This is a genomic window from Psychrobacter submarinus, assembly GCF_904846685.1.
Classification (GTDB): Bacteria; Pseudomonadota; Gammaproteobacteria; order Pseudomonadales; family Moraxellaceae; genus Psychrobacter; species Psychrobacter submarinus.
The window spans coordinates 332,537-358,835 of sequence record NZ_CAJHBQ010000002.1 but is presented as its reverse complement, the minus strand read 5'-3'; the positions used below and the strand labels follow the sequence as shown (position 1 = coordinate 358,835).

The 26,299-nt window shown below is 44.7% G+C and carries 15 protein-coding genes; 7 read left to right on the top strand and 8 right to left on the bottom strand.

Annotated features, from left to right (window positions below):
* The first annotated feature begins 13 nt into the window (after positions 1–13).
* Complete coding sequence (locus tag JMY03_RS07735; protein WP_201602687.1) at positions 14–3,934, top strand: AAA family ATPase; 3,921 nt, start codon at positions 14–16, stop codon at positions 3,932–3,934.
* Between the two features lie 252 nt (positions 3,935–4,186).
* Here the strand turns inward: JMY03_RS07735 and JMY03_RS07730 are convergent, their stop codons facing one another.
* Positions 4,187–9,022 carry an NAD-glutamate dehydrogenase gene (locus tag JMY03_RS07730; RefSeq protein ID WP_201602683.1) on the bottom strand — a complete coding sequence of 1,612 codons (4,836 nt, stop codon included), beginning with the start codon at positions 9,020–9,022 and terminating at the stop codon, positions 4,187–4,189.
* A 497-nt stretch (positions 9,023–9,519) separates the two neighbouring features.
* On the opposite strand from JMY03_RS07730, the gene purD reads away from it, so the two are divergent.
* Both purD and JMY03_RS07720 read left to right on the top strand, forming a co-directional pair.
* Positions 9,520–10,878, top strand: a complete 1,359-nt coding sequence (gene purD, locus JMY03_RS07725; protein ID WP_201603260.1) for a phosphoribosylamine--glycine ligase — start codon at positions 9,520–9,522, stop codon at positions 10,876–10,878.
* A gap of 166 nt (positions 10,879–11,044) precedes the next feature.
* Positions 11,045–12,439 (top strand): ABC1 kinase family protein, encoded by a 1,395-nt coding sequence (locus JMY03_RS07720; RefSeq protein WP_201602682.1) that lies wholly within the window; start codon positions 11,045–11,047, stop codon positions 12,437–12,439.
* Positions 12,440–12,594: 155 nt separating this feature from the next.
* On the opposite strand, the gene JMY03_RS07715 is transcribed toward JMY03_RS07720, so the two are convergent.
* Complete coding sequence (locus JMY03_RS07715) at positions 12,595–13,257, bottom strand: DUF938 domain-containing protein (RefSeq protein ID WP_201602680.1); 663 nt, start codon at positions 13,255–13,257, stop codon at positions 12,595–12,597.
* A gap of 213 nt (positions 13,258–13,470) precedes the next feature.
* Between JMY03_RS07715 and JMY03_RS07710 the strand changes: the two genes are divergently transcribed.
* On the top strand, positions 13,471–13,662 hold the full coding sequence (locus JMY03_RS07710) for a DNA gyrase inhibitor YacG (protein WP_025644288.1): 192 nt from the start codon (positions 13,471–13,473) through the stop codon (positions 13,660–13,662).
* Positions 13,663–13,769: 107 nt separating this feature from the next.
* A complete protein-coding gene (locus JMY03_RS07705) occupies positions 13,770–14,951 on the top strand; it encodes an aspartate aminotransferase family protein (RefSeq protein ID WP_201602678.1) in 1,182 nt (393 codons plus the stop codon).
* Between the two features lie 445 nt (positions 14,952–15,396).
* On the opposite strand, the gene JMY03_RS07700 is transcribed toward JMY03_RS07705, so the two are convergent.
* From JMY03_RS07700 to JMY03_RS07675, 6 genes are all read right to left on the bottom strand, one after another.
* Positions 15,397–16,296: a LysR family transcriptional regulator gene (locus tag JMY03_RS07700; protein ID WP_201602676.1), complete on the bottom strand. Its 900-nt coding sequence runs from the start codon at positions 16,294–16,296 to the stop codon at positions 15,397–15,399.
* A 222-nt stretch (positions 16,297–16,518) separates the two neighbouring features.
* The gene (dnaX, locus tag JMY03_RS07695) at positions 16,519–18,672 is read right to left on the bottom strand and encodes a DNA polymerase III subunit gamma/tau (RefSeq protein ID WP_201602674.1); all 2,154 of its coding nucleotides are present in this window, start codon (positions 18,670–18,672) and stop codon (positions 16,519–16,521) included.
* 254 nt (positions 18,673–18,926) lie between these two features.
* A complete protein-coding gene (locus JMY03_RS07690; protein WP_201602672.1) occupies positions 18,927–20,198 on the bottom strand; it encodes a hypothetical protein in 1,272 nt (423 codons plus the stop codon).
* Between the two features lie 255 nt (positions 20,199–20,453).
* Positions 20,454–21,992 carry a lysine--tRNA ligase gene (lysS, locus tag JMY03_RS07685; protein WP_025644278.1) on the bottom strand — a complete coding sequence of 513 codons (1,539 nt, stop codon included), beginning with the start codon at positions 21,990–21,992 and terminating at the stop codon, positions 20,454–20,456.
* A gap of 154 nt (positions 21,993–22,146) precedes the next feature.
* Positions 22,147–23,235 (bottom strand): peptide chain release factor 1, encoded by a 1,089-nt coding sequence (prfA, locus tag JMY03_RS07680; RefSeq protein WP_025644276.1) that lies wholly within the window; start codon positions 23,233–23,235, stop codon positions 22,147–22,149.
* Positions 23,236–23,421: 186 nt separating this feature from the next.
* Positions 23,422–24,567, bottom strand: coding sequence for a beta-ketoacyl-ACP synthase III (locus JMY03_RS07675; protein ID WP_201602670.1), 1,146 nt, complete (start codon positions 24,565–24,567; stop codon positions 23,422–23,424).
* A 390-nt stretch (positions 24,568–24,957) separates the two neighbouring features.
* Here JMY03_RS07675 and pnuC point away from each other — a divergent pair, with 390 nt between their 5' ends.
* Positions 24,958–25,692: a nicotinamide riboside transporter PnuC gene (gene pnuC / locus JMY03_RS07670; RefSeq protein WP_201602667.1), complete on the top strand. Its 735-nt coding sequence runs from the start codon at positions 24,958–24,960 to the stop codon at positions 25,690–25,692.
* Complete coding sequence (locus JMY03_RS07665; RefSeq protein WP_201602664.1) at positions 25,637–26,257, top strand: AAA family ATPase; 621 nt, start codon at positions 25,637–25,639, stop codon at positions 26,255–26,257. Before pnuC ends, JMY03_RS07665 begins: the two co-directional genes overlap by 56 nt.
* The last annotated feature ends 42 nt before the right edge of the window (positions 26,258–26,299 follow it).

Here is a 26,299-nt window from a genome sequence, read left to right as displayed (position 1 = left end):
ATAAGACTTGCTCATGCGCCTCATCGAACTGCGACTCAAAAACCTCAACTCACTCAAAGGCGAATGGCACATCGATTTCGCTGATTCTGCTTTTATTAACGAAGGCATCTTTGCCATCACCGGACAGACCGGTGCGGGCAAAACCACGATTTTAGATGCGATTTGTTTAGCGCTTTATGGCGAAACGCCAAGGATTAATAGCATTAGTAAAAGCAGTAATGAGGTGATGACTCGGCAAACAGCAGAGTGCTTTGCCGAGGTAGTCATTGATCTTAATGGTGTCCAATACCGCTGTCGCTGGGGTCAGCGCCGCGCTTATGGTAAGCCTGATGGTAATTTGCAGGACGCAACTCACGAGATAGCCTTGGTTAATACTCAAACTGACAATGAGAATAGTGACGATGAGATTTTAGAGAGTAAGCTATCACGTACTAAAGAGAAGATCGTAGCGCTTACGCGCATGGATTTTGAGCAGTTCACGCGCTCCATTTTGCTCGCGCAAGGCAGTTTTTCCGCTTTCTTAAAGGCCAAAGCGGACGCGCGCGCCGATATTTTAGAAAAGATTACAGGCACGGATATTTACGCGACGATATCGACTCATGTCTTTGAAAAGAAGCGCTCTGAGGAAGAGGTTTTAAGCAAACTACAGTATGGCTTGGATGGCTTGATTTTATTGACTACTGAAGAAGAAGCGCACATTTATGAGGAGTTAACAACGTCTCAAGCAGCACAAGCCAAACAGCAACAACAGTATCAGCAAATAAGTGAGCAGATTCAGTGGTTAGAGGCGGTTGACGAGCTGCAAGGTAGGCTTGCCGCTTACCAAAGCGACTTAACTCAAGCTGAACAAGCAAAACAAGACTTCACCTCTGATGCGAAGCGCTTAGAGGCTGCGATAAAAGCGCTGGAGTTAGAGAGTCAGTTCGGTCAACTCAGTCGCAGTCGTGACACTGTGCAGCGCTTGTCCGACGAGCAGCAAACAGTAGCAGCAAAACTACCTACGCAACAGTCTGACTTACAGCAACTGCAAACTCAGCTTGAAAGCATTGATCAAAACTATAAGCAGGCCCAACAAGCACTACAAGAGGGCTTGCCTAAAATCGCTAAAACCCGCGAGCTGGATGCAAGTATCAAGCAGCACAGCTATAGTCTAAATGATAGCCGCCAACGTCAAGAGTCGCTATCCGCTAATGTGCAGCGCTTAACGCAAGACATAACATCGCATCAAACCCTAGCTGCGCAAAGTGAGTCGCAGCTGGCGAGTACGGTAGAGTATCTAGAGACGCATAGCGAGCTTAATGATATCGATACTGACATAGCCACTTTTGAGAATAGCGGTCGCAGGCTTAAGACGTTACTGCAAGATAATATGACTCTAGCGGAGCAAAAAAAGGCTCTAGCGGAGCAAACCCAGCAGTACCAGCTAGACAAAGCCAAGCTTATATCACAGCAAGAGGCGCAAGAGACCTCAATTGCAGCGACTCAAAAACAATTTAATGAGTTACTACAGCAACAGCAGCAAGTGCTTGCGACCACATCATTGGCGGATCAGCGAGCTGAACAGCAGCAGATTGAACATATCATCAGTCAAATTGAGCCACAGCTATATAGCAATCAGCAGCTAAGCACGCTCACCTCTCAAATCAAAAACCTGCAATCATCGCAGCCTAGTAACAGTGACACCTTAGCGACTCTCAAAGCATCCATCGCTGATACTGAAGAAGCGATTAAAGTAGCCAAGGATAAGCGCCTAGAAAAGCAGACGCAGTTGACGCTACTCCAAAAAGTTGCGAGCCTTGAGCACTACATTGATGAGTTAGAAAACGGTCAGCCCTGCCCGCTTTGTGGCGCTTTAGAACATCCGAATGCGAATCGTACAACGACAGATGGGTCTTCGCAAATTTCAATCACTGAGCAGCAGCTCACCGACAGTAACTCAGTAATAGAAGATTTAGAGAGTGAGCTGTCACAGTATAAAATTGCCTTCGCGACTACGACCAATCAGTCGAAGGAGGAGCAACGGCATATAGTAGCCTTGATTGCTCAAGCCACTAAGCTTAGCGGCGATATTCAAGAGATGAGCAATAGCATAACGACTGACAATGAAAACTATAGTCATGCCATGTTAACTAACATCGAAGCGCTTAATGAGATTAGTCCGCTTATTGAAACGCTGAAACAGAGTCTACATTCTAAAACGGTAAACGCTGAACTCATTAATACGATCACTGAGCTATGCCATCAAGCCAAACAGCAATTGCTTGAATATAAAGACAGAGTAAAAAAGTCTGTAACCGATTACGAATTTCTGAACGACTCCATAGCGAAGGTTGAAAAAGAATTAGCGCTTTTTGAGAAACAGCAGTATCAGCTGGCAAGCGAAATCAGCTTGCTCGATAATGATAATAAGCTCAATCAGCAAAGGCTCGATGGCTTGCAAGACAATACTAAAGCTCATTTTACCGAGTTACAAACACTTATCGCGGATTTGATCAGTATTATTAATAAATACACTGCTAGTCACTGGGCGTCTGAGCAAACTCAGCAAACAGGCCTTGAGATTCAGCTGTTACGAGCGAGTATCGATGAGCAAACCGTATTAAATAATGTACAGATCGAGCAGCAGTTAACGGTTCTGCGTCAGCATCGCACTCATATGCTGGAGTTAAAACAGAAATACAATCAAGAAAAGCAGCGGCAGCAAACCCTAACGACTGAGCTGAGTCGCTTAACTACTCAGATTGAGACCAAACAATCACAGTTAGATAAAGAGAGCACTGAGCTTGACGCTTTAAGCCAGTCTATTGCCGAGCAGATAAAAGCTATCGCCGAATTACAGCAAGACAGACAAACCCTATTTGCTGATAAAAATGTCGATGCAGAGGAAGATCGGTTACGTTTAGACTTTGAACAAGCCAAAACCGCGCAGTCCTCGGTACAAAGGCACATCGATAGTGCTCAGCAGCTATTGCAAATAGCCAAGCAGCAGCAGACACGACTTTCAAGTGAGTTATTGGCTGCAAAAACCACCTTAGAGGATCAAGAAGACATCTTTCAAGAGGCGCTAGCGAGCTCTGACTTTGCTATTGAGACGGACTTTGTCAGCGCGCGCCTATCGCAGCATGAGCGCAGCCACTTAAGCGAGCAGCAGCAGCAAATCGACTATCAGTTAAAGCAAGCAAAATCCCTACTGCAGCAGACCGAACAAGCACTTGCAGACAAACAAGCTAATCCGCTCACCTTAAAGAGAAAAGACAGTCTGTTAGATGAGCAGCAGCAAGCACAAAGCGAGTCTAATCGACTAATAGAGTCGATCGGCGCGATGACGCAAAAGCTCAAAGATAACGAAGATAAAAAAGGCAGTCAGCAATCCCAGCTCAAAGCCATCGCTGAGCAAAAACAGAATCTACAAGTTTGGCGTCAGTTAAATGAACTGATAGGCTCGAGTAGCGGTAAAAAGTTCCGGGCGTTCGCGCAGGGCCTGACCTTTGATATTATGGTCAATCACGCCAACACCCAACTACACAAGATGAGTGATCGTTATTTGCTGGCGCGTGATGATAACAGTCCGCTTGAGCTCAATGTAATAGACAACTATCAAGGTGGCGAGATTCGCAGTACCAAGAATCTCTCAGGCGGAGAAGGCTTTATTATCAGTCTTGCTCTAGCCTTAGGTCTATCGAAGATGGCCAGTCAGAATATCCGCGTCGATTCATTGTTTTTGGATGAAGGTTTTGGTACGCTAGATGAAGAGTCGCTTGACATTGCGCTAGATACGCTAACAAGCTTGCAACAAGAAGGCAAGTTAATCGGCGTCATCTCTCATGTACAAGCGCTAAAAGAAAGGATTTTGACGCAGATTCAAGTCAAAAAACTATCCGGCGGTTTTAGCCAAATTACTGGCCAAGGCTGTTATCATATTGCAAGCTCCTAATAAAAAAGAGAATAAAATGGCTATGGTTATTAACAAAATTGCTCAGGTGTCTAGACCAATATCGCCAATAACGAAACCTCGCCATTTGCTACCGGTCACAGTTTTTGTAATAGCTGCGATAGCAACGATGCTGATTTTTATCTCTTTATAAGCATCTGGTTGTAGTTATCGTTAAATAACCAAACACTATTTATTAAAAAGCCACCGCTCATAAGCGGTGGCTTTTTTCTATACCATTGATGATTTGATTGTTTATTTACTGACTAGACTGCTCAGCTCGCTCATCAGCACTGACAGCGTGGACAGACTAATAACGCTATCATTGTTATCTAGCTTTTGCATCTCAGTTGTGACAGCGCTCAGTGCATTCTCATGACGTGACATCCACTCGTCAAAAGCACCTTTGGCATCAGGCTCTGACAGTAGTGCATTCATAAGCAGACGCAAACTACGCGTCAGCTCATTGACGAGCGCGTGGCGGGCACGGCGATCCCAGTAGTCTTGCTGCGGCAAAGTGGCGATATGATCCATCATCCAATCGAACTGTAGCACTTGATAAGCTTCAAAGTACAAGGATGCGATATCTTCTACTGAACGCTCATATTTTTCAGCGAGTAAGGCAGTATCTAAGGCATCAACATGATAAGGCAAGATAGCAAATAACGCCGCATCATTGTCCTCAAGGCCATCAGCGGTGAGGCTTTCCGTATCGTCTTGTAGATACTGAGCAAACTGCTGCTCAATAAAGCCGTTTGATTTGGTAAGCTGTGCGACGCTATTGCCAAAACGCTCGATCATATCAGCCACTTGCAGATCTTGTTCAAAGGCATTGATAAACCACACTACGCCGCCCTCTAAGGCATCACGTAAGCGCAGCTCAAGCTTTAATAACAGCTTGGCATCGACTTTATTATCAAGCGATTCAAGCAGTTGCCATACTGTTTTTACCTCGAACACTTCACGAGTAATCGCATAAGCACGAATGATAGTGGCGAGCGTCTGCCCTGTTTCTTCGAAGAGACGGAACAGTGCCTCGATACCCAGGCGATTGACCACGCTGTTGGTCAGATAAGTACTGATAATCTCGCGGTTTAGACGATGCTCTGTCATCTCATCGAAGAAACGTCCGACCAGCTCATCAGGGAAATACTTACGCAGCTCATTGACGAAATATGGCGCATCAGGCAAGTCCGATAATAGCAGATGATCATAGACCCACATTTTGCCATAAGCCATAACCACTGCTAGTTCGGGATTGGTCAGACCGGTATTGGCTTTTTGCCGTTTGGCAATCTCTTCATCAGAGGGTAGATATTCAATCGCTCTATCAAGGCGACCTTCAGACTCTAACAGCTGAATGAAGCGTTGGTGATCGCTCAGATTATCAGCGGCGCGTATTTGACTGAGCTCAAGCGCTTGTGGCTGAAGATAGTTTTGACGCAATACCAACTGCGCTACGGTATCAGTCATCGACTCTAACAGCTCGTTGCGCTGCTTTAAGGTCATATCGCCTTGCTCAACCACTTTACCGAGCAAGATTTTGATATTCACTTCATGATCCGAGCAGTTGACGCCGCCTGAGTTGTCGATAGCGTCAGTATAGATGCGCCCACCGGTCTGCGCGTATTCGATACGTCCTTGCTGAGTGAAGCCTAAGTTACCGCCTTCACCGACTACTGCAGCGCGCAGCTCTCCGCCATCGACTCGCACGGCATCATTAGCGCGGTCGCCGACATCGGCATGACTCTCATTAACGCTTTTGACATAAGTGCCGATACCGCCGTTCCAAATGAGATCGACTGGTGCTCGTAGTAAGGCACTGATAAAGTCATTAGGCGCTAAGCTATCGTCTTCAATAGCGAATATCGCTTTCATCTCAGGGGTGATGGCGATGGTTTTATCGGTACGCGCAAACACCCCGCCGCCGGCACTTATGAGCGACTTGTCGTAGTCATCCCAAGTCGAGCGCGGCGTATTAAATAAACGCTCTCGCTCGGCATAAGAGCTTTGGGGATCAGGGCTTGGATCGACAAAGATATGCAAGTGGTTAAAGGCGGCGACAAGCTTAGTATGTTTTGATTGCAGCATACCGTTACCGAAGACGTCACCACTCATATCACCGATACCAACTACCGTAAAGTCGTCGCGGTTTTGGATGTCTTGACCTAGCATACGGAAGTGGCGTTTGACCGACTCCCAGCCGCCGCGTGCCGTAATGCCCATTGCCTTGTGATCGTAACCGACTGAGCCGCCTGAAGCAAAAGCATCATCAAGCCAAAAGTTATATTCGCTAGATAGCGCGTTGGCGATATCAGAGAAGCTGGCGGTACCTTTATCAGCCGCCACTACTAAATACGGATCATCGTCATCATGACGCACGGTGTTGGCTGGCGGGACAATTTGCCCATCAACGATGTTATCAGTGACGTCTAACATCCCGCGCAAAAAGGTCTGGTAGCAAGCGATACCCTCAGCTTGAAAAGCTTCGCGGCCATCGGCCATTGTTTTGGTCTTAACGATAAAGCCGCCTTTCGAGCCTACTGGTACGATAACTGCGTTTTTGACCATTTGGGCTTTGACCAGTCCAAGCACTTCAGTACGAAAATCCTCCATGCGATCCGACCAACGTAGACCGCCGCGGGCAACTTTACCGCCGCGTAGATGTACCGCCTCGACTCTTGGTGAATAGACGAATATCTCATACATCGGCTTCGGCTTCGGCAGATTAGGGATATCTGCCGCGAAAAACTTGAACGACACTCTATCTTTGCGTCCGCCCTCGCTATCGACCTGATAAAAGTTCGTTCGAACCATAGCGTTGATTAAGTCTAAGTACCAACGCAGGATGCGATCTTCATCCAAGCTATCAACTGCAGCCAAGTCTTCAAGGATGTTTTGCTGAATTTGCGCGGTTTTTTCCTTGCGGCTGTCCTCACTGTGCCTAGGATTCATACGCGCATCAAAGAGCTTGACTAAAGCGACACTGATAGCGTTATATTTGAGGACGGTCTGCTGAATATAGCTGCTCGAGAATGGCGCTTTCGCCTGACGCATGTAACTTGAAAGCGCCCGTAAAACAACGACATCATAGGTATCTAACTCGGTAATGAGCACGAGCTCATTAAAGGGATCGCTCTCCACTCTCCCCGTCCATATTTGCTGCAGGCTATCTTCAAACTGATCGCGGACTACGCGCATATCGACGGTATCGACATGCTCGAGCGTCAGCTCATACTCTTGCATCCAGATTGGCTGCTCAGGCAGATCAAACTCATAAGTTTGAGCGGAGACTACCGATACACCAAAATTCTCTAGTACGGGTAATACCTTTGATAAAATAACAGGCTGCTGATGGCCATAAAGTTTTAGATGCAGCTGATTGCTGGCATCGCCAGTAGACTGATATAAATGCCAAATCATTGGCTCATCATCTGTCATGCTGATCAGACGCTGCAAGCGTTTGGTGTCCTCAACCGCGGTACGCGCATCAAAACGCTCTTGATAAGCAGCTGGTATAAACGCTAGAAATTGGCGCATGAGCGCATTGGCTTGTTGCTCACCGACGTTATCGAGTAGCATTTTTTGATAATGATCGCTCCATGACTGCATCAATCCGGTGAGCTCTGCCTCTAAATCGCTAGTATTAACCTCATTGACTTGTCCTGGGATTGTGCGAACATGCACATGAACGCGGGCATGATCGGATTCATTAAACTCAGTGGTAAACCCAGATGAGGTGCCACCATAAGCTTCTTTTAGCACATTTTGTACTTTAATCCGTAGCTCAGTATTGAACTTGTCTCTTGGAATATAGACTAGGCAAGAGACAAAGCGCTGATAGTGATCGACGCGGCTAAATAGACGTAGGCTCTTTTTATCTTGCAGTTGTGAGATGCCTGTCACCATCGGATACAGCTCTTCGACGCTGGCTTGAAACAAGTCGTCGCGCGGTAAGGTGTTGATGATATGAGTCATCTTATGATAGGCGTGACCGTCTTTAGGAATGGAGGTCATTGCCATGATTTTATTGGCTTTTTCGCGCAGTAGTGGAATGTTGCTGACTGTTAGTTGATACGCTTGTGAGGTCAATAGGCCGATGAAGCGATACTCACCAATGAGTTTGCCTTGACTATCGAACTTATGAATACCCAAAAAATCCATATAGACCGGACGATGAACAGGTGAGACGTGGCTTGATTTTGATAGCATTAGTACCCGCGGGCCTGTTAGCAGCTTTTTGAGCTCTGTTGGCAATTGGCTAAAACTCTCCGACAAGCTATCTTCACTACTGCCGCGTAATAAGCCAAGGCCGCTGTTACCAATAGAGTATAGATTCAAATCCTCATTATTAACCTCATTCATCCCCTCTTTTTCTAAGCGATACTCTCGGTAGCCTAAAAATATAAAATTATCATCTAATATCCAATCCAAAAAGGCTTGAATCTCTTGCTGCGAGTAAAACACCTCAGGCAAAGTCTGTTTTGATAGCTCGTTTTTTATCTGCGTTAGGCGCTCATGCATTTGCTGCCAGTCGCCAACTACCGTATCTAGTGTATCCACCTTCTCTAGCAGCATTTGTTGTAGATCCGCCAATGCGCTATCGTCTTGATAAGCAATTTCGCATTGGATCAGTGATAGATGCGAGGTTGCGCTCTCAGTGGCGCTATCGATTTGAGTAATATGACCGTCGTCATCGCGCTCTACACTTATGATCGTATTGTAGGTACGGTGTACGTTTATGCCTTGAGCCTCAAGACTCATCAAGATAGTATCCACCAGAAAGGGGCGATCATAGGCAACCATCTGAATGATGGTATGGGAGCTATGAAAATGCTGCTCTTCGGCAATAGGGTTTAGTATTTTTAATTGCGGTTTGTCACCTTTATAAGCTTTCAACAAGATAAAGTGGTGTAGTGCCATGCCGGCTAGATCGACATTGTCAATCTGATCAGCGATTTCGTGATGCAAAGTGCGATAGTAGCTTTGCATAAACGGCTCTACCAGTGACTTATCCTTTTGCACATAACTTGTGGCAATGTCACTGATTTGGCTAATATCCTCTTTACTGATACTCAAAGAGTTTGGCATAGCGTTTTCCTTATTATAGATTTTGTTTATCACGGTGTTTTTCGGTTTTATGTATTTTGAGCCAGTATGGTTGAATACGGCTAACGACTCAGAATGAGTAATGACGTTACTGTCTTTATTAAAGCGCTTATTTAGTGAAGTGTAACGCACCTATGCGCTCAGCTGTAGCGTTCAACATTATTTCATGCATTAAGCAGTCGTTAATAACCTTTGCTAATGAGACCACTGAGCTTAAAGTCAAGACCGAAAGATGAGCGAGTCACTACTTACTATTAGCGCTCAGCAGAGTTTATTTTTGCGTGCGCGGTGGGTTTTATACTCATAACAATTCATACAAATTATTTGTTAGAATACGCCATAGTAAATGAGGCGGGCTTGCAGAGTTATACATAAGCCATGATGCTTGATCGTCATTAAGAACTGACAATAACAACACTCAATAAATGCATTCAATAAACAACATAGTCGATTAAATCGATATAAAGGTGAAACGTATGATGAAGGTTTTGGTAATAGGTGCCGGTGGACGTGAGCATGCATTGGCTTGGCAGTGTGCCAAAGATAACAATGTTGAGACCGTTTATGTCGCACCAGGTAATGCAGGCACGGCGCTGGAGCCTAAATGCCAAAATATCGTTTTGGATAATAAAGACACTGATAATGAGCACAGCGCCGTTATAGAGTTTTGTCAATATAATGATATCGATATCGTCATCGTTGGCCCTGAGGCGCCTTTAGTGACTGGTATAATCGATGCTTGCCGCAAGGCAGGCGTGCAAGCTTGGGGGCCGACTGCTTATTGCGCGCAGCTAGAGGGCTCAAAGACCTTTGCCAAAGAGTTTATGCAAAACAACAATATTCCGACGGCAGCTTACCAAGGCTTCACGGATGCAGCCAGTGCCAAAGCTTATGTCGACGAACAAGGCGCGCCTATCGTTATCAAAGCCGATGGCCTTGCCGCAGGTAAAGGCGTTATCGTCGCTGAGACTACTGAGCAGGCCCATGTAGCTATTGATGATATGCTAGCTGATAATAAGTTTGGCGATGCCGGTAGCCGCGTGGTTATTGAGCAATTTTTGCAAGGCGAAGAAGCCAGCTTTATTTGTATGATTGATGGCGACAACATTTTGCCGATGGCCACTAGCCAAGATCATAAACGTGCCTTTGAAGGTGATACCGGCCCGAACACTGGTGGTATGGGCGCTTACTCTCCTGCACCGGTCGTCACCGATGAGGTCCATAACAAAGTTATAACGCAGGTCATTCAGCCGGTCGTTGATGCGATGAATGCCGCTGGCCACCCTTATACTGGTTTTTTATATGCAGGTTTAATGATTGATGATGCAGGCGACCCTTACGTCATTGAATTCAACTGCCGTTTTGGCGATCCAGAGACGCAGCCTATCCTGATGCGCTTGCAATCATCAATAGTAGATTTAGTGACAGCAGGGCTAGCAGGTCAGCTACCAAAAGAGGCGAATTGGGATGAGCGCCCTGCTCTAGGTATCGTTATCGCCTCAAAAGGCTATCCAGAAACGTCATCCAAAGGCGATGTAATATCAGGCCTACCTGAGCTTGACGATCAGCAGTCTGTAAAAGTATTTCATGCGGGGACTGATTTTACTAAAGAAGTAGAAAATTTAGATATCAATATCAATACTCAAAGTGCCAATGCTCAAAACGATAGCGATAAAGAAATTGTCACGAATGGCGGTCGTGTTGTTTGTGTGACTGCGCTCGCTGATAGCATCTTAAATGCACAACAAGCAGCATTAAGCGTTGCAGGCGCTATTAGCTTTGAGGGTGCACATTATCGCCGTGATATTGGTTATCAAGCGATTGCTCGCGAAGACTAAAGCTAGCTCAAAATAAACAATAAATGCTTGCTGGGAAGTGGCCACACCCTTATTGTCGGCAAGGTTGTGCTGCTGTGATACAATTTTGTGCACTCGTAAGGTTTTTGACTTGCATTCATAGCGGCGCACCCACAAATCATTATTAACCTAGTGAATGATTATATTTATGGCAAATGATGTGTATAAACCTACTAATAATAAGCAGTCAATTGATAACCTAAAAACCTCTGGGTTTGAGCGTCGGATGTCTATTGCTAAGACTTCTTTGAATATTGGTCGCCGCTGGGCAGGTAATAGTGTGTCTGGCATGTTTTTGGGTAAAGAAGCTCGCTCGGCGCGCAACCAAGTGTTTATGGAGGCACAAGCTAACTATGTGGCAGAAGAGCTTGGTAAGCTTAAGGGTTCAGTAGTCAAGATCGGACAGATGCTAGCCTTGTATGGTGAGCATATTCTACCTCCTGAGATTACTCGCGCGCTACAAACCTTAAACGACGATACGGCAACCTTAGCATGGCCAGGAATTGAGCAGACGTTACGCCGTACTTTAGGCGAAAAGTTCAATGAGCTTGATATCGATCAAGTGCCTATTGGTACCGCTTCCCTCGCCCAAGTACATCGCGCTACCATAAAAGCGACTGGCGAAGAGGTGGTATTAAAGATTCAGTATCCAGGCGTTGCCGATGCTATCGACTCAGACTTAGCGCTATTCAAACGCTTGCTAAAAGTGAGTAATGCCGTACCGCAAACTCGTGCTTTAGATACTTGGTTTGAAGAGATTCGAGATCTACTGCACGTTGAGGTTGATTATAATATCGAAGCGGCGACCACTGAGCGTTTTTATGGGCGGCTACAAGATGACCCGCGTTATGCTGTGCCTAAGATATACCGCGACTTCTCAAGTCAGCGCTTATTATGTATGTCTTATGAATCCGGCGTTCCAGTGACTTCTGCACGACTAAAAGAGTTATCTGCTGAGCGGCGTAATGCTATAGGCCAAGCAGCTATCGAGATTATGATGCAAGAGATATTTGTATGGGGCGAGATGCAAACCGACCCCAACTTTGGCAATTATCTAGTACGCATTAGCGATAGCATGGATGAGCCTGATAAGTTGGTACTGCTCGACTTTGGAGCCATTCGCCAGTTCGATTATGAGCTATTAACGATTGCTCATGGCTTATTAAAGGCGGGTTATTATCATGATCACCAAGCGATGATGAACGCTATGACAGGCTATGAGTTCTTTGATACCATGAGCCAAAAAGTCAGCTCTGATATTGCTAATATATTTTTATTAGCTACCGAGCCCTTTAGCGATACGGCAAGTAATCCAGACATCCCTACTAAAGTCTTAGATGATAATCAGCGCTATATTTGGTCCAACAGTAAGCTACACTCGCGCATCTCTGCCGCCGCTACTACTGCTATGCAGTCTTTTGAGTTTAATTTGCCACCCAAAGAGTTTATGTTTATTAGCCGTAAGTTTATTGGTGCTTATACTTTTTTAACGGTTTTGGATGCTCATACTGATTCTGATAAACTGGTTAAGCCATTTTTATAGTATAAAAATAAGCCAGATTTTTTGACTGTCCTTTAGTGGCGGTCTTTTTTAATTCATTTTTATTTGCTTAGGCTATTTTATATCTACAATCTATGTGTGACAGCCTCTCCATTGACGCTATCTCTGCTTTTTTCGCCCCCTTTGTGCTAATAAAGTTAGCTCACTTGCCAAGTATCGAACCTAGTTTGATAACCTTTAGGTTTAACCATAGTCAACTGCCAACACGTCTCTTTACGAGCTAGATATTTGATCTCAAAATGCGTACGCTGACTGTTTGCCGGAACCTCTGCTCTTGTGTTGGGTAGACACCACAGCGTGCCGGCCTGCTCTTGTGCATTGGCCATGTACTGCTCTATATTAGTTGCTAACACGATCTTGCCACCGGTTTGCAAGCGTGATAGTAAGAACTCAAAGAACGGCATATTTAACCACTGCTGATTAGGGTTATGCTGCTCAGGATTGGGATAGAGTAAGTATATTTGACTGATACTGTTAGGGGCTATTGCTTGCACTATCCAAGCGATTGCGTCGGCGTGGACAGGAGTAAGGTTTGCTAACTGCTGCGTCTTAGCTATTTTAGAGAAAGCCTCAAACTTATTACGCGTACGTTCAATGGCAATCAAATGTTTATCAGGGTTTTGCTTAGCAAAGCTTAGCGCGTGCATACCCTTCCCTGCCCCGATTTCGATAACGATAGGTGGGCTACTCTTTTGCTTGTTGGTTAGTATCTCAGGTATAACAAAGTTACGCGGTTTTGATAATTTTGTAGGCTGGAAGGGTCTGCTTTGTTTATGTGATAAATGTTTTTCGTTAGTCATTATTTTCTCTTTGTGCGTGATGTATATTTTTTAATTTATTTTTTGCTTAGGCTATTTGAGTTCGCTGTATTATGTTATTTCTTTCTTGATTTCTCTTTAGGTTTTTTTGTCTCTATTTTTGGCATTTGCGCCTTAGTCTGCGTTGTCTTTTATAAAGCACATGCTATTATAACGGCTGCTATTTATTAAAATCTAAAAAGTTGCCCTGTGCTTATGACTGACACGACTGACACTACCCCACCAAAAAGCTATCCTTGCCCGCGCTGCGGCACCCTCACAGCTTGGCAAGATAATAAATCCAAGCCTTTTTGTAGTGAGCGCTGTAAGCTCATTGACTTAGGCGCTTGGGCCAGTGAAGAATACACTTTACCCGCTGAGTCCACTCCATTTTCTGATGAATTATAACGCTAACGTTTTGTGGTCAGTATGGTAGCACCTAACAATTGAGCCCATTATTATAACAAATCACCCCAGAACCTACCCTCTCACATTTATATTTTAAGGATGTCCGTATGTCAGCGACTTATCTGATGCCTACCTATAATCGTCAACCGATAAGCTTTATGCGCGGCTCAGGTAGTTGGCTTTATACAAAGGACGATACCCCTTATTTAGATGCGCTGACCGGTATTGCCGTTTGTGGTTTAGGCCATTGTCACCCAAAAGTCACCGAAGCCATTCAGCAGCAAGCCGCCACTTTGATGCATACCAGTAACCTATTCGGTATCGATTGGCAAGAGCGCGCGGGTGAAGCGCTATGTACAGCGGCGCAGATGGATAGCGTGTTCTTTGCTAATAGTGGCGCTGAGGCTAATGAAGCGGCGCTGAAAATGGCACGACTTTATGCACATAATAAAGGCTTTAAACGCCCTAAAGTTATCGTCATGGAACACTCCTTTCATGGTCGTACCTTACTATCTTTGTCTGCCACAGCTAATCCAAAGGCACGTGAAGGCTTCTTTACTTTAGATGAGGACTTCATCCGGTTGCCGTTTGGTGATATCGAAGCTATCAGACAAGCCGCTAGCGACAATGACGAGATTTGCGCTATCTTGGTAGAGCCCATTCAAGGTGAAGGCGGCCTTAATACTGCGGCTAACGGCTTTACTTATCTAGAAGAGCTGCAAGCGGTATGTGACGCTCACGATTGGCTCTTTATGCTCGACGAAGTACAAACAGGTAATGGCCGTACTGGCAAATATTTTGCTTATCAGCACAGTAAAGCGCGTCCTGACGTATTAACCACAGCGAAAGGCTTAGGCAATGGTTTTCCGGTAGGTGCTTGCTTGGTACGTGGCCGAGCTAAAGACTTATTCGGTGCAGGCAGCCATGGCTCTACTTACGGCGGCACTCCGCTAGCAAGCCGCGTCGTCCATAGCGTGTACGAGGTGTTATCTGATAGCGGCGTAATGGACAACGCTGTGTTTGAAGGTCAGTTTATTCGCGACAGCTTAGCTAGTGAGTTGCAGCAATACGGTGTTACCACGCGCGGCGCCGGCACGATGATCGGTATCGTTTTGCCAGAAGATACGGATTGTAGTCAACTGGTTAATCTTGCTCGCGATGAGCAGCAGCTTATCATCAACGTCACTGGCGGTCATGTCATTCGTTTACTGCCGCCACTCAACATCAGCCGTTATGAAAGCACGCAAGTGGTTGAGCGTCTGCATAATTTATTAAAACCGCGACTTTAACGCTAAGCTTTTATTGAAACCTCAAAAAACAGAATTAAAAAAAAGCCTTTAGATGACATAGCTCTAAAGGCTTTTTAACTCTATAAGCGTACTAGGGCGTGTTGAACATTCGACCATGGCACTGACAGAGACTATTTTTTAGGCGATTTGCAGATAAAAATGGTAAGTATAGTCATTCTATACGTCAGTTTTTATCAATAAAGCGGCAAAAAAGAGTCCTGTCCCTGTTGTTAGAGTGAGGGCTGATGCTAAAATCGCCCTAGTCGTTGTGACTGTTTAAATAAAATCAGTTAGCCAATGCAATGAGCATTACCTGCAATTTTCCCTTAGACTAGAACACAGCTTTGATTAACTAGCAGCTATCAGCAGTGCCTTCTTGTGAATGTTCAACACGCCCTAATTAATCGAGATGGCATAGTCAAAATGATAAGCCATTCAAAGCCTATTAACTCGCATGAAAGTACTTTTTTAATACCTCTAAGCAGCGAGTAATTTTGGCAGGCTGCTGTTCGCGATTCAAGGTCACCGCATACAGTACAAAACTTGGTAATTGATAGCCAGTTAATACTTCTACTAAGGTACCGTTTTCAAGCTCACGCTTAACATCCATCTCCATAATTCTGATGATACCATGACCCTCTTTTGCCAAAGTTAGTGCCATAAAAACGTTATTGGTATGAATACGCGAGTCCATTTTGATACGCGTTTTTTTACTGGTTTCCGTTTTTGATAGCTCAACATAGCTTGCATCTTGCATAATATCGATACAGATGAGCTGATGATCGGCTAAATCTTTTGGGCTCTCTATTTTTTTGTGCTGACGCAAGTATTGCGGTGAGGCCACTAGTAGCTGACGCACATCTGATAAAGGGTGACTACTCAGCGCAGAGTTATCGATACTTGGGCTCATACGCACAGCGATATCGATGCGCTCATCAATCATATCCACATAGCGGTTATCTGCTAGATAGGTAATACTCAAATCATCGTGAGCTGCCATCCAAGTCGATAACGCCGGCAATATATGGTGCACGCCAAGCTCAGGCGTGGTCGCAATACGCAAGCTACCAGCCAGCTCATCGCGTAATTGATTGACCTTGATACGGCCTTGCTCAGCGGCACTCACGACATCTTTTGCTGACTCGTAAAAGCTCTCGCCCGCCTCCGTTAAGCTCAGCTTACGAGTAGATCGATGTAGTAGCACTACGCCCAGCTCATTTTCCAAAGAACGTATCTGTTGGCTGACGGCACTAGTGGTAATCCCAAGCTCCCGAGCTGAACCACTAAAAGAGCCGTGCTCGACCACACTCGCGAACACAGCCATACCGCGCAAATTATCTAACATATTGTCACCTAAACTCTTTTTTAATTTTTAATATAACTTAACCATTATAACTAATTAAAAAAACTTTACCTATCTTTAATATATCTAAAGCGTACACTTAATGAGTCGCATATTTTGATAATATGCTATATATCGATAAAATAGCATTTAGCACATTGACTAAGTTATCTTTATTTATTGAGCTTGTCTCTTGATGAGTATCATATCAGTGTATCTTCAAACTTAGGTGAGCTTCACCTTACCCATTTTGCCCTCGCCGCGCTCAGTCAAATAGCGCATCACTGGCGACGCTAATAGTAGCTCTTGTGCGCTTTTTGCTGCTTGCTCCAGTCGTAACTTCTGGCGACTTTCAGGCGTCTTGTCTGCAGTTTTCTGGGCACTATCGTCTATCTCTAAACTGATATCTGCTTGCGTAAACTGTTGTTTCAACGTCGCCGCCAGCTGCTGAAAAGTAGCTTGCAAATGCTTACTATCAATACTAGTCACAAAAGCAGATGGACCATCACACAGACCCGTCATCATACCTTGACGAGCTAAAGCGAGCTCATCTGAGGCTAGAATATCCTCTTCGCGCGCCGTCTGTAACCAGTAGTCCCACTTCTCAGGCGTCCACTCGCCGACTAATTCTTGCGGTGCACAGCGCAATAATGCTCTAGGATCATCGACTGCTAAATGAGAGGAATGTTGAATATTTTGCGAGCTGGTTTGTTGTAAGCCTTCAGTAGCTTCAAGATTAGCGCTAGGCTGTAGCTGGGCAGCAGCCTGACTCTCTTTTTCAGCAGCAGTTACTGACGAATCACTAATCTCAACCGCTGCGTTATCGAGCTCTTGTTCCTGATCGTGTGTTGATTGAATTTCAGGTTCAGGTTCAGGTTCAGGTTCAGGTTCAGGTTCAGGTTCAGGTTCAGGTTCAGGTTCAGGTTCAGGTTCAGGTTCAGGTTCAGGTTCAGGTTCAGGTTCAGGTTCAGGTTCAGGTTCAGGTTCAGGTTCAGGTTCAGGTTCAGGTTCAGGTTCACTAGAGGTTGCGATTAGTGGCTGAGCAACGTCAACAGGGTCGTCATCTATATATTGTTTTTGCTCTGACGTTGGCTCATAGTCAGACTGACTCTCAGTGTTAGTGTTTTTGACGTCTTGCTCATCATCGCTTGGATGAAGAGCGCTCTTATGCTCGATCTCATAGGACGTTAAGTTCTGATTTGAGGTGACAATATGATCTACTGAGGGCATTGAAGCCGTCGCAGTCTCATCATCATTATTACTAGGTATCACTACTTCATCAGTCGGCAGCGGACGAAACGCCAGCAGGCGCAAAATACACATCTCAAGCGCTTGCATAGGAGTGCTCGCAAGCTTAATACCTTCACGAGCTTGCACCACAATCTCATAATACAGCTGTAATACATCAGGGCTAATACGCTGCGCTAACTCATTGATCGTTTGCGCTTGCGTCTCATTAACGTTTAGAGCCACCTCAGGCAACAGCTGAGTCAACGCCAATTGATGTAGCAGCTCAGCCAATCCATCGAACATACTAGTAGCGTCAACCATTTGCGCGCGCATCTGCTCAATGTGTGCAGCTACTGCCGACTTGTCATGATGATAGATATCTGTTATTAAGCGCACTAAGTCTGCAGCATCAATCAAGCCAAGCATAGCGTTGACCGTCTCATCATCAAGCGCGCCTTGCCCAAAAGCAATCGCTTGATCGGTCAACGACATAGCATCACGCACTGAGCCCTTTGCCGCGCTTGCCAACTGCCAAAGCGCCGGCTGGGTGAACGCCACTTGCTCTTGAGTGAGTACCTTAGCCAAATGCTCACAAAGCAAAGTCTGCGGCAAGGGTCGAAGCACAAACTGTAAGCAGCGTGAGATGATAGTGACTGGCAGCTTTTGCGGGTCAGTGGTCGCAAGTAAAAACTTGACATGCTCAGGTGGCTCTTCTAAGGTCTTTAATAGTGCGTTGAAGCTGTGCGTCGATAGCATATGCACTTCATCAATAAGATAAACCTTGTAGCGTCCCTGGCTTGGTGCATAAGGCACATTATCTAATAGCTCACGGGTATCCTCGACCTTGGTACGAGAGGCGGCATCGATCTCGATTAGATCAATAAAGCGGCCCTGATCGATGGCCACACAGTTGTCGCATACTCCGCAAGGTGTGCTAGTAATACCGGTATCACAGTTTAAGCATTTTGATAAAATGCGCGCGATTGTAGTTTTACCGACACCGCGAGTACCAGTAAACAAATAAGCATGATGCAGACGGTTATAGTCAATCGCATTAATCAAGGCCTGCGAGACGTGGGTTTGCCCTACAAGCTCATGGAAGTTTTTAGGGCGGTATTTTCGTGCTAAAACTTGATACTGTTGCGTCATAATAGTTGCCAATATAGCAGTGCTAAATAAGGGGTACAGAGGTTTATTACAAAGGGATGAGCTTCGGTATCGATACTATTTTTCTAGTAATGCATCTTTCTAGTATCCTCTACGCCTAATGCCTGTTTTAGTCCTTCCTATTTGAAAGAATATCTGTTTTTTAGCAAAAAACTATAGAGCGTTCGAAAGTACCGATGAGTCATTGTTTATAGTGTTTACCTAGAGCAAGTCAATGATTGAGTCAGTGACAGCTATCAAGACTGTGATTTGAGCTCAGCTAATTGCTCATATAAGCGCTGCATTTCTGCATTGATAACACAGCCACTTTGATAGAAAATATCAATCATAACTTCAGTGTTTACGCTATCCCTAGAGTCTCTGTGCTCGACTCCAATCAAGAATAAATCTTCCATTATGGGCTCTTGTAGATGAGCGTTGAGCTCTGCTAATAAATCTTGGTAGTTGCTACGAACCTTATCTGCGCTAAGCGGGCTACTTTCGTATTGTGCGTAAAACACCAGCATATAGTGACAGCCAGAGCGGTTGTAAGAAGGCTGATGATCGATATAACCATTCCAACGCGATTGCGCATCCTTATACTTATAGTCTAATATCCGCTCGACTAAACTGGCACAAGTATAGAGAGACTCATCGACTAGTAATTCAACTTGTGCTTTGGGCAGAGGTGCTCCTGCTTCATAGTAGCGCTGCACAAGGCTATTAAAAAGCTTACACCACATGTCCGACTTTTTAATGATATCGGCTGATACTTTCTCAATAGATGCGGGTGTCGAAGCGTGCATTATCTCTAGTAAGCGTGGCTCTACCTGCTCTAATAGGTTGTTATCTACTAGCTGCTTTTGTACTTGTAGCGCTTTTTTATAAAAGTCTGATGATTGTAAAAACCCTTCTAACAATGTCGACTCATCATCAAAAGATTGCATCGCTGTCAGATGACTTCGATGAAACTGTAAAAACGCCGTAACATCAGCAGGAGTTTGTAGTTGCTTTAATATTTTACTAAAGTTTTGCAGACTAAATATCTGTAAAATACTTTTTTCATCATCCAGATCTAATACACAATCTTCTGCAAAGAACTGACTACCGTACTCGTACTGCACATCATGTAACGAGCTATTGGCTTGGGCGCGGCTTTGATTATTTGAATGCTTAATCGTCAAGGACGTTAAACCGATAAAGTATACGGCTTTGTCTGCATTAGCAGGACTTTGCCTATCAGTCAGACTATGGTTGCTTGAGTAGACCTGCGCATGGCGCTTCATCAGCTGATTAACGACATCCTTTCTCCAAACTCTTACCTGCGAGGCGTCTATATCGTACTGACTGACCTCAGCGGTGACTTCATTCACCAATACATAAAGCACCGCTTCGGAGAATTCAAAAACAAAGTCATAGCCTTGAAAATAGTCTCTACTAGTCGTGTTTTTAGCACTGATTTGATATAAAGATAAAAAGCTTTGAAGAATCAGGGTTTGCCAAGATGAAGCGCTATGCGAATTTTCCATAATATTCCTATAAATGATATCCCTATAAATAACATCCTTAAAATCGCTGCTTGTGACTGCTGCTTGTAACTAAGGAGCATAAGGTAGTATCGAACACATTCCTAAATGACTAATCACAAGCACTTCTTAGAAACTAACTTTTAGAAACTAAATTTTAGAAAATAACGATTATTATATCGTTAATTAAACTTTATAGTAGATTAATGTCTAATAAGCAACGCGTTACGCACCTAACTTCACGGGCTTTATCTCAGACTAGTCTTCGATTTTGCGGCGCATATGCGGGAACAATATTACATCGCGAATGCTAGCTGAGTCGGTAAATAGCATCACTAAACGATCGATACCAATACCCTCGCCTGCCGTTGGCGGTAAACCATAGGATAAAGCTTCTATATACTCTTCATCAAAATGCATCGCCTCATCATCGCCCGCGTCTTTTTCAGCGACTTGACCACGGAAACGTTCCGCCTGATCAGCAGGATCGTTCAGCTCGCTAAAACCGTTCGCCAACTCTCGGCCACCGATAAACAGCTCAAAGCGGTCAGTAATCTCAGGGTTGTCATCATTACGGCGTGCCAGCGGTGAGGTCTCTGCTGGATATTCAGTAATAAAAGTCGGCTGACGCAATTGATGCTCAGCAGTTTCTTCAAAGACGATAGTTTTAAGTTTACCAACACCAAAGACATCATTTACCGGTTGTTTTAACGTATTTTCGACATAGTCAGCCAGATAGTCACGATCATCGATACGAGCCATATCAAAGCCTTCGGCATATTGAGCAATCGCATCGGACATCGATAAGCGCGCAAACGGTGCTTTGAGACTAATAGCTTCGTCTTGATAAGTCAGCTCAGTAGTGCCCAAAATATCAATCGCTAACTTATGGAATAAACGCTCGGTCAAATCCATTAGGTCATGATAATCAGCATAGGCTTGATAAAATTCAATCATGGTGAATTCAGGATTATGGCGAGTCGATACGCCTTCATTACGAAAACTGCGGTTAATCTCAAAGACTTTTTCAAAACCGCCAACGACTAGGCGCTTGAGATATAACTCTGGAGCGATACGTAGATATAGTGGCATATCTAAAGCGTTATGATGAGTCTCAAACGGACGGGCTACTGCGCCGCCTGGTATCGGATGCATCATTGGCGTCTCAACTTCCATAAAACGCTCATTCAGCATAAACTGGCGGATGCCGCTAATCACTTGACTGCGAATCATAAAAGTATCGCGCGTCGACTCATTGGTCATCAAGTCTAAATGACGATTACGGTACCGCGCTTCGATATCAGCGAGACCGTGGAATTTATTCGGCATTGGACGTAGCGCTTTGGTAAGTAGAGTAAACTCTTCGATATGTACATAAAGATCGCCTTTACCTGAGCGGCCGATATAGCCTGATACTCCAACGATATCACCTAGATCTAGTGATTTTATGCGGGCGCGCGTCTCTTCATCTAGCTCTTTACGAGCGACATAAAGCTGAATGCGGCCTGTCATATCTTGAATAACAATAAACGAGCCACGGTTGAGCATGACGCGTCCTGCAACATTCACTTGCGTCTTCTCTCCATTCGCCGCTTTTTCTTCTATTTCTTGCTTATCAATGCCTTCAAAGGCCGTTTGCAAATCTTGTGCATAGTCAGTGCGCTTAAACTGGTTGGGATAAGGGGTCTTACCAGAAGCGCTAATATCATCAAGCTTAGCTTGCAGTTGCGCGATAAGTTCGTTAGCTTCCTCAGCAGTAGGCGCTTGTTCTTGTTGGTTTTGGTTATTTTTTGACATAACATTCTCAAATTTGATGGGTTTTGTTCTTGTTGGACACTTCTAACACTATGACACTAGATTAAAACGGTTAGGTTAAAAAGCACTGGTTGAAAAACACTAGGATAAAACCTAGCCTGCGCTTATCACTTAGCTTATAGACAATAGGATGGTACTACTCACCGCCAATACTCGCCATCAGATCAGCCTGATGCTCACGTAATAGCGCATCTAAAAGCTCATCTAAATCACCTTCCATGATGGAGTCTAGCTTATAAAGGGTCAAGTTAATACGGTGATCGGTCATGCGCCCTTGCGGGAAGTTATAAGTACGAATGCGCTCACTACGATCGCCACTACCAACAAGGTCGCGGCGCATCTCATCTGCCGTATCGACCTGTGCTTGTACTTTGGCTTGCTGAATACGTGAGATCAGCATTTGCATCGCTTTAGCGCGGTTTTTATGTTGGCTTCGCTCTTGCTGACACTCGGCGACTACCCCAGTAGGAATATGAGTTAAGCGTACTGCTGAATCAGTAGTGTTAACGTGCTGACCACCGGCGCCGCTAGCTCGGAACGTATCCATCTTAATATCCGCTGGATTAAGATCGACACTGTCATCAATCTCAACCTCTGGCATCACTGCTACCGTACACGCTGAGGTATGCACTCGGCCTTGGCTTTCGGTCTCAGGTACTCGCTGTACACGGTGCGCGCCTGATTCAAACTTTAGACGACCATAGACACTATTGCCTGATATGCGGCTAATGATTTCTTTATAGCCGCCATGCTCACCTTCATTAGCAGACAGCACTTCGACAGTCCAGCCTTGATTTTGCGCATATTTTTGGTACATGCGAAACAGATCGCCTGAGAATATAGCCGCTTCATCACCGCCAGTACCAGCGCGAATCTCTAGGAACGCGGGCACTTTGTCATTAGGGTCTTTTGGTAGCATCATGACGTTGAGATCTTCTTCCATCTTGGCGATGGCGGCGCGAGCACTATCAATCTCATCTTGCATCATCTCTTTCATTTCAGGGTCTGATGCATCCTCAAGCATCATTTGCGCATCAGCTTGATCCGTTTCGGCGCGGCCATAATTGAGCCACAAAGTCGTAATTTCCATCAAGTCGCTATGCTCAACCGACAGCTCACGGAATTTATTATTATCGCTGATGACATCAGGGTCAGATAATAAAGCGGTGACCTCTTCATAACGGTCTACCATTTGGTCTAAACGCAGGCGTAAGGATTCTTTCATAAAAAATCTTTTTATTAGCTAAGTAAAATAAGAGAGCAATTATAGCAAATTTTTACCCTTATATTAAAAACACTCAGTAATCTTCTTGTTTAAAGCTAAAACCAAAAAAAATAGCTAAGAGTGCTCTTAGCTATTTTTAAGAATATAAGTACTAAACTGAGTAGGCTTACTAAGCTTAATTACGTTTTACACTTTACGCACCAGTACCGAACCGATTGAGTAACCAGCGCCAAACGAGCAGATGACGCCCAAATCGCCCGATTGTAGCTGATCTTTATAGCGGTGGAAAACAATCATCGGGCTTGCCGAGCTGGTATTAGCAAATTCGTCGATAACACTTGGCACGATGGCTTTGTCCGCATCACGCCCAACGACAGTACGCAAGATTAAATCAAGCATATTGGCATTGGCTTGGTGGAGCCACATCATCTTCACATCATCCGCTGATAGCTCGTTTTCTGTTAGATGTTCGGTGATAATCTCCGACACTTTCGGACAAACTTCACGGAAGACTTTACGGCCATTTTGCAAAAACAGCTTGTCAGTAACCGGTGCTTTAAGATCTGGATACATCTCAGTCTCAGCGGCCAAGTACTCGGAGCGATCCATAAAGCCGTATTCGTTTTTGATGTTGGTTGAGAACTGGGTAAATAGCTTAGAATTTAGAATCTCATAGCCTTTAGGAGTGTCCAACTCCTCAACAATACTAGCGGTTGCCACATCACCAAAGATAAAGTGGCTATCACGGTTACGCCAGTTCAGATGCGCTGAGGTAATCTCGACGTTGACGACGGCGACGCGCTTAGCCAGTCCTGAGATAATTGAGCCGTGCGCTTGTGACAGACCAAAAGTAGCAGCGCTACAAGCGACGTTCATGTCATAAGCGAAACCGCCTACCATGCCGATTGCCTCTTGGATCTCGATGGCGACGGCAGGATAAGTGCGCTGAAAGTTCGAACAGGCTAGAATAATACCGTCTAGATCATTCGCCTCAAGTCCAGCGTCCGCTAGGGCATCATTCAATGCCGCCACGCCCATCTCTGCCATAACCGATAGCTCTTCGCCAAGCTTACGATAAGGGATAACGGGCGCCATGATCTCAGGGTTAAGGATGCCATATTTTTCCATCACATAACGGGATTTGATGCCTGAGACTTTTTCGATGAATGCAGCCGATGAAGGCTCAAGGGCCGTGATAGTGTCATTAGCAATCTCGTCAGCATGTTGCTCGTTGTAGTTCTCTACATACTGGTTAAAGGACTCAACTAGCTCTTCATTACTAATGCTATAGGGAGGGATATACAGGCCAGTGCCGGTGATACAAGTCGTCATGATAAGCTTCCTTGTCTACTACTAGGTGTCTTTGATAAGCGTAAAATGGGTAAAATAAGAAGTGGCTATTGCATAACTCTTATTTCAGTGAATAACTGTAAACTAAAACGGTTATTGTTATTATGCCTGATTATTATAATTTTGCTAATAGTTTGTTACAAATAACTATTAACTGCGATGTAACCTTAGGTTTTGCCCGACTCTTGTCTTCAGCTGAGCTATAGTCAATCAATATTAAAAGTGGTACAAGGCAGACGAGTGCAAGTACTACAGTAGTAGGCTAAACGAGTCTAACGCTGTAACACTTTAATAGTGGTTCGACTATATAATAGAGCAACTGAACCTCCCCCTTGATACTGACTCAACTCGACTATACTACTGGAAACCCTGATGGTAGAGATTTTTAATTGGTTTTTTGGTCAATATGCGGACTACTCCACCTTATTTATCAGTCTAGAGCTCATCGCCGTCAGCTGCGGGGTTGCAAGTGTGCTGCTGGCGAGTCGACTCAATGTCTTAGTCTTCCCTATCGGTCTGATCAGTACGGCGATCTTTGTTTATTTGCTATGGCAGTGGCAGTTGTTTGGCGATATGTTTATCAATGCCTATTATACTGTCATGAGCTTGTATGGCTGGTTTAACTGGACAAAAAATAAAGCACAACTTCAGAACCGTGCCAAAAAAGACATTCAGTCTGGCTCCGAGATACAATCTGAGGTACAAGTTGAGCATATTAATAAACAGGATCTGCCGATATTAGCGCTTTTAGCAGTAGCAACTATCGCCTTTATGGCGCTAGTGTATTATTTTCGGCCTGTTATTAATAATAACTTCAGCTTCGATGGCGTCGTATTAGGCCTTCATCTATTCACTTGGGTAGATTATACCGATATGCTCACCACAGCGCTGTTTTTGATGGCAATGTGGCTGATGGCGCGGCGAAAAATCGAGCACTGGCTACTGTGGATCGTCGCTGACGCTATCTCCGTGCCTTTGTACTTTTATAAAGGCTTTACTTTTACCGCGTTTCAATACGTGATTTTCACACTCATTGCAATTTGGGCTTATTATGAATGGCAACAACGCTATCGCAGTCAATCCACAGTTAAGACAGCATACGCCTGATTCAGTCTTTACTGTTGCTATCTTAGGTGCAGAGAGTACCGGTAAGACAACCTTGTGTCAGGATTTGGCTGAGCATTTTAGTCGTCAAGGGACTAGTGCGTGGGTGCCTGAATATATGCGTGACTACTTGCAAGACAAATGGAACCAACAGCAAGCCACTTGCACTTGGCAGGACTTACTTCCTATAGCCCAAGGTCAAATCAAGCTTGAAAATAAACTCGCTCAGCAAGTCGCGCAAACCAACCATACCAACAAAGGCTATTTATTTTGTGATACTAGTCTCTTTGAGCTGATGGTTTATGCCAATTGGTATTATGGCGACTGCCCGACAGAGCTGACGCAAGCCGCCTTAGCTCATCATTACGATTTAATACTATTAACAGAAGTAGACACGCCTTGGGTCGCTGATGATTTGCGTGATGCGCCGCATGAGCGTGATGAGATTAGCCGCTACTTTGCAGATCAGCTTAGTATTCATCACAAGTCATTTAGACGTATTGGTGGTGGTAGACAGACTCGTGTTATGCAGGTAGCAGAGTGGTTAAACAATTTTTATTGTGTGTAAAATTTTGCTTAGGCTATTTTAATAAAAACAATGACTGGTATG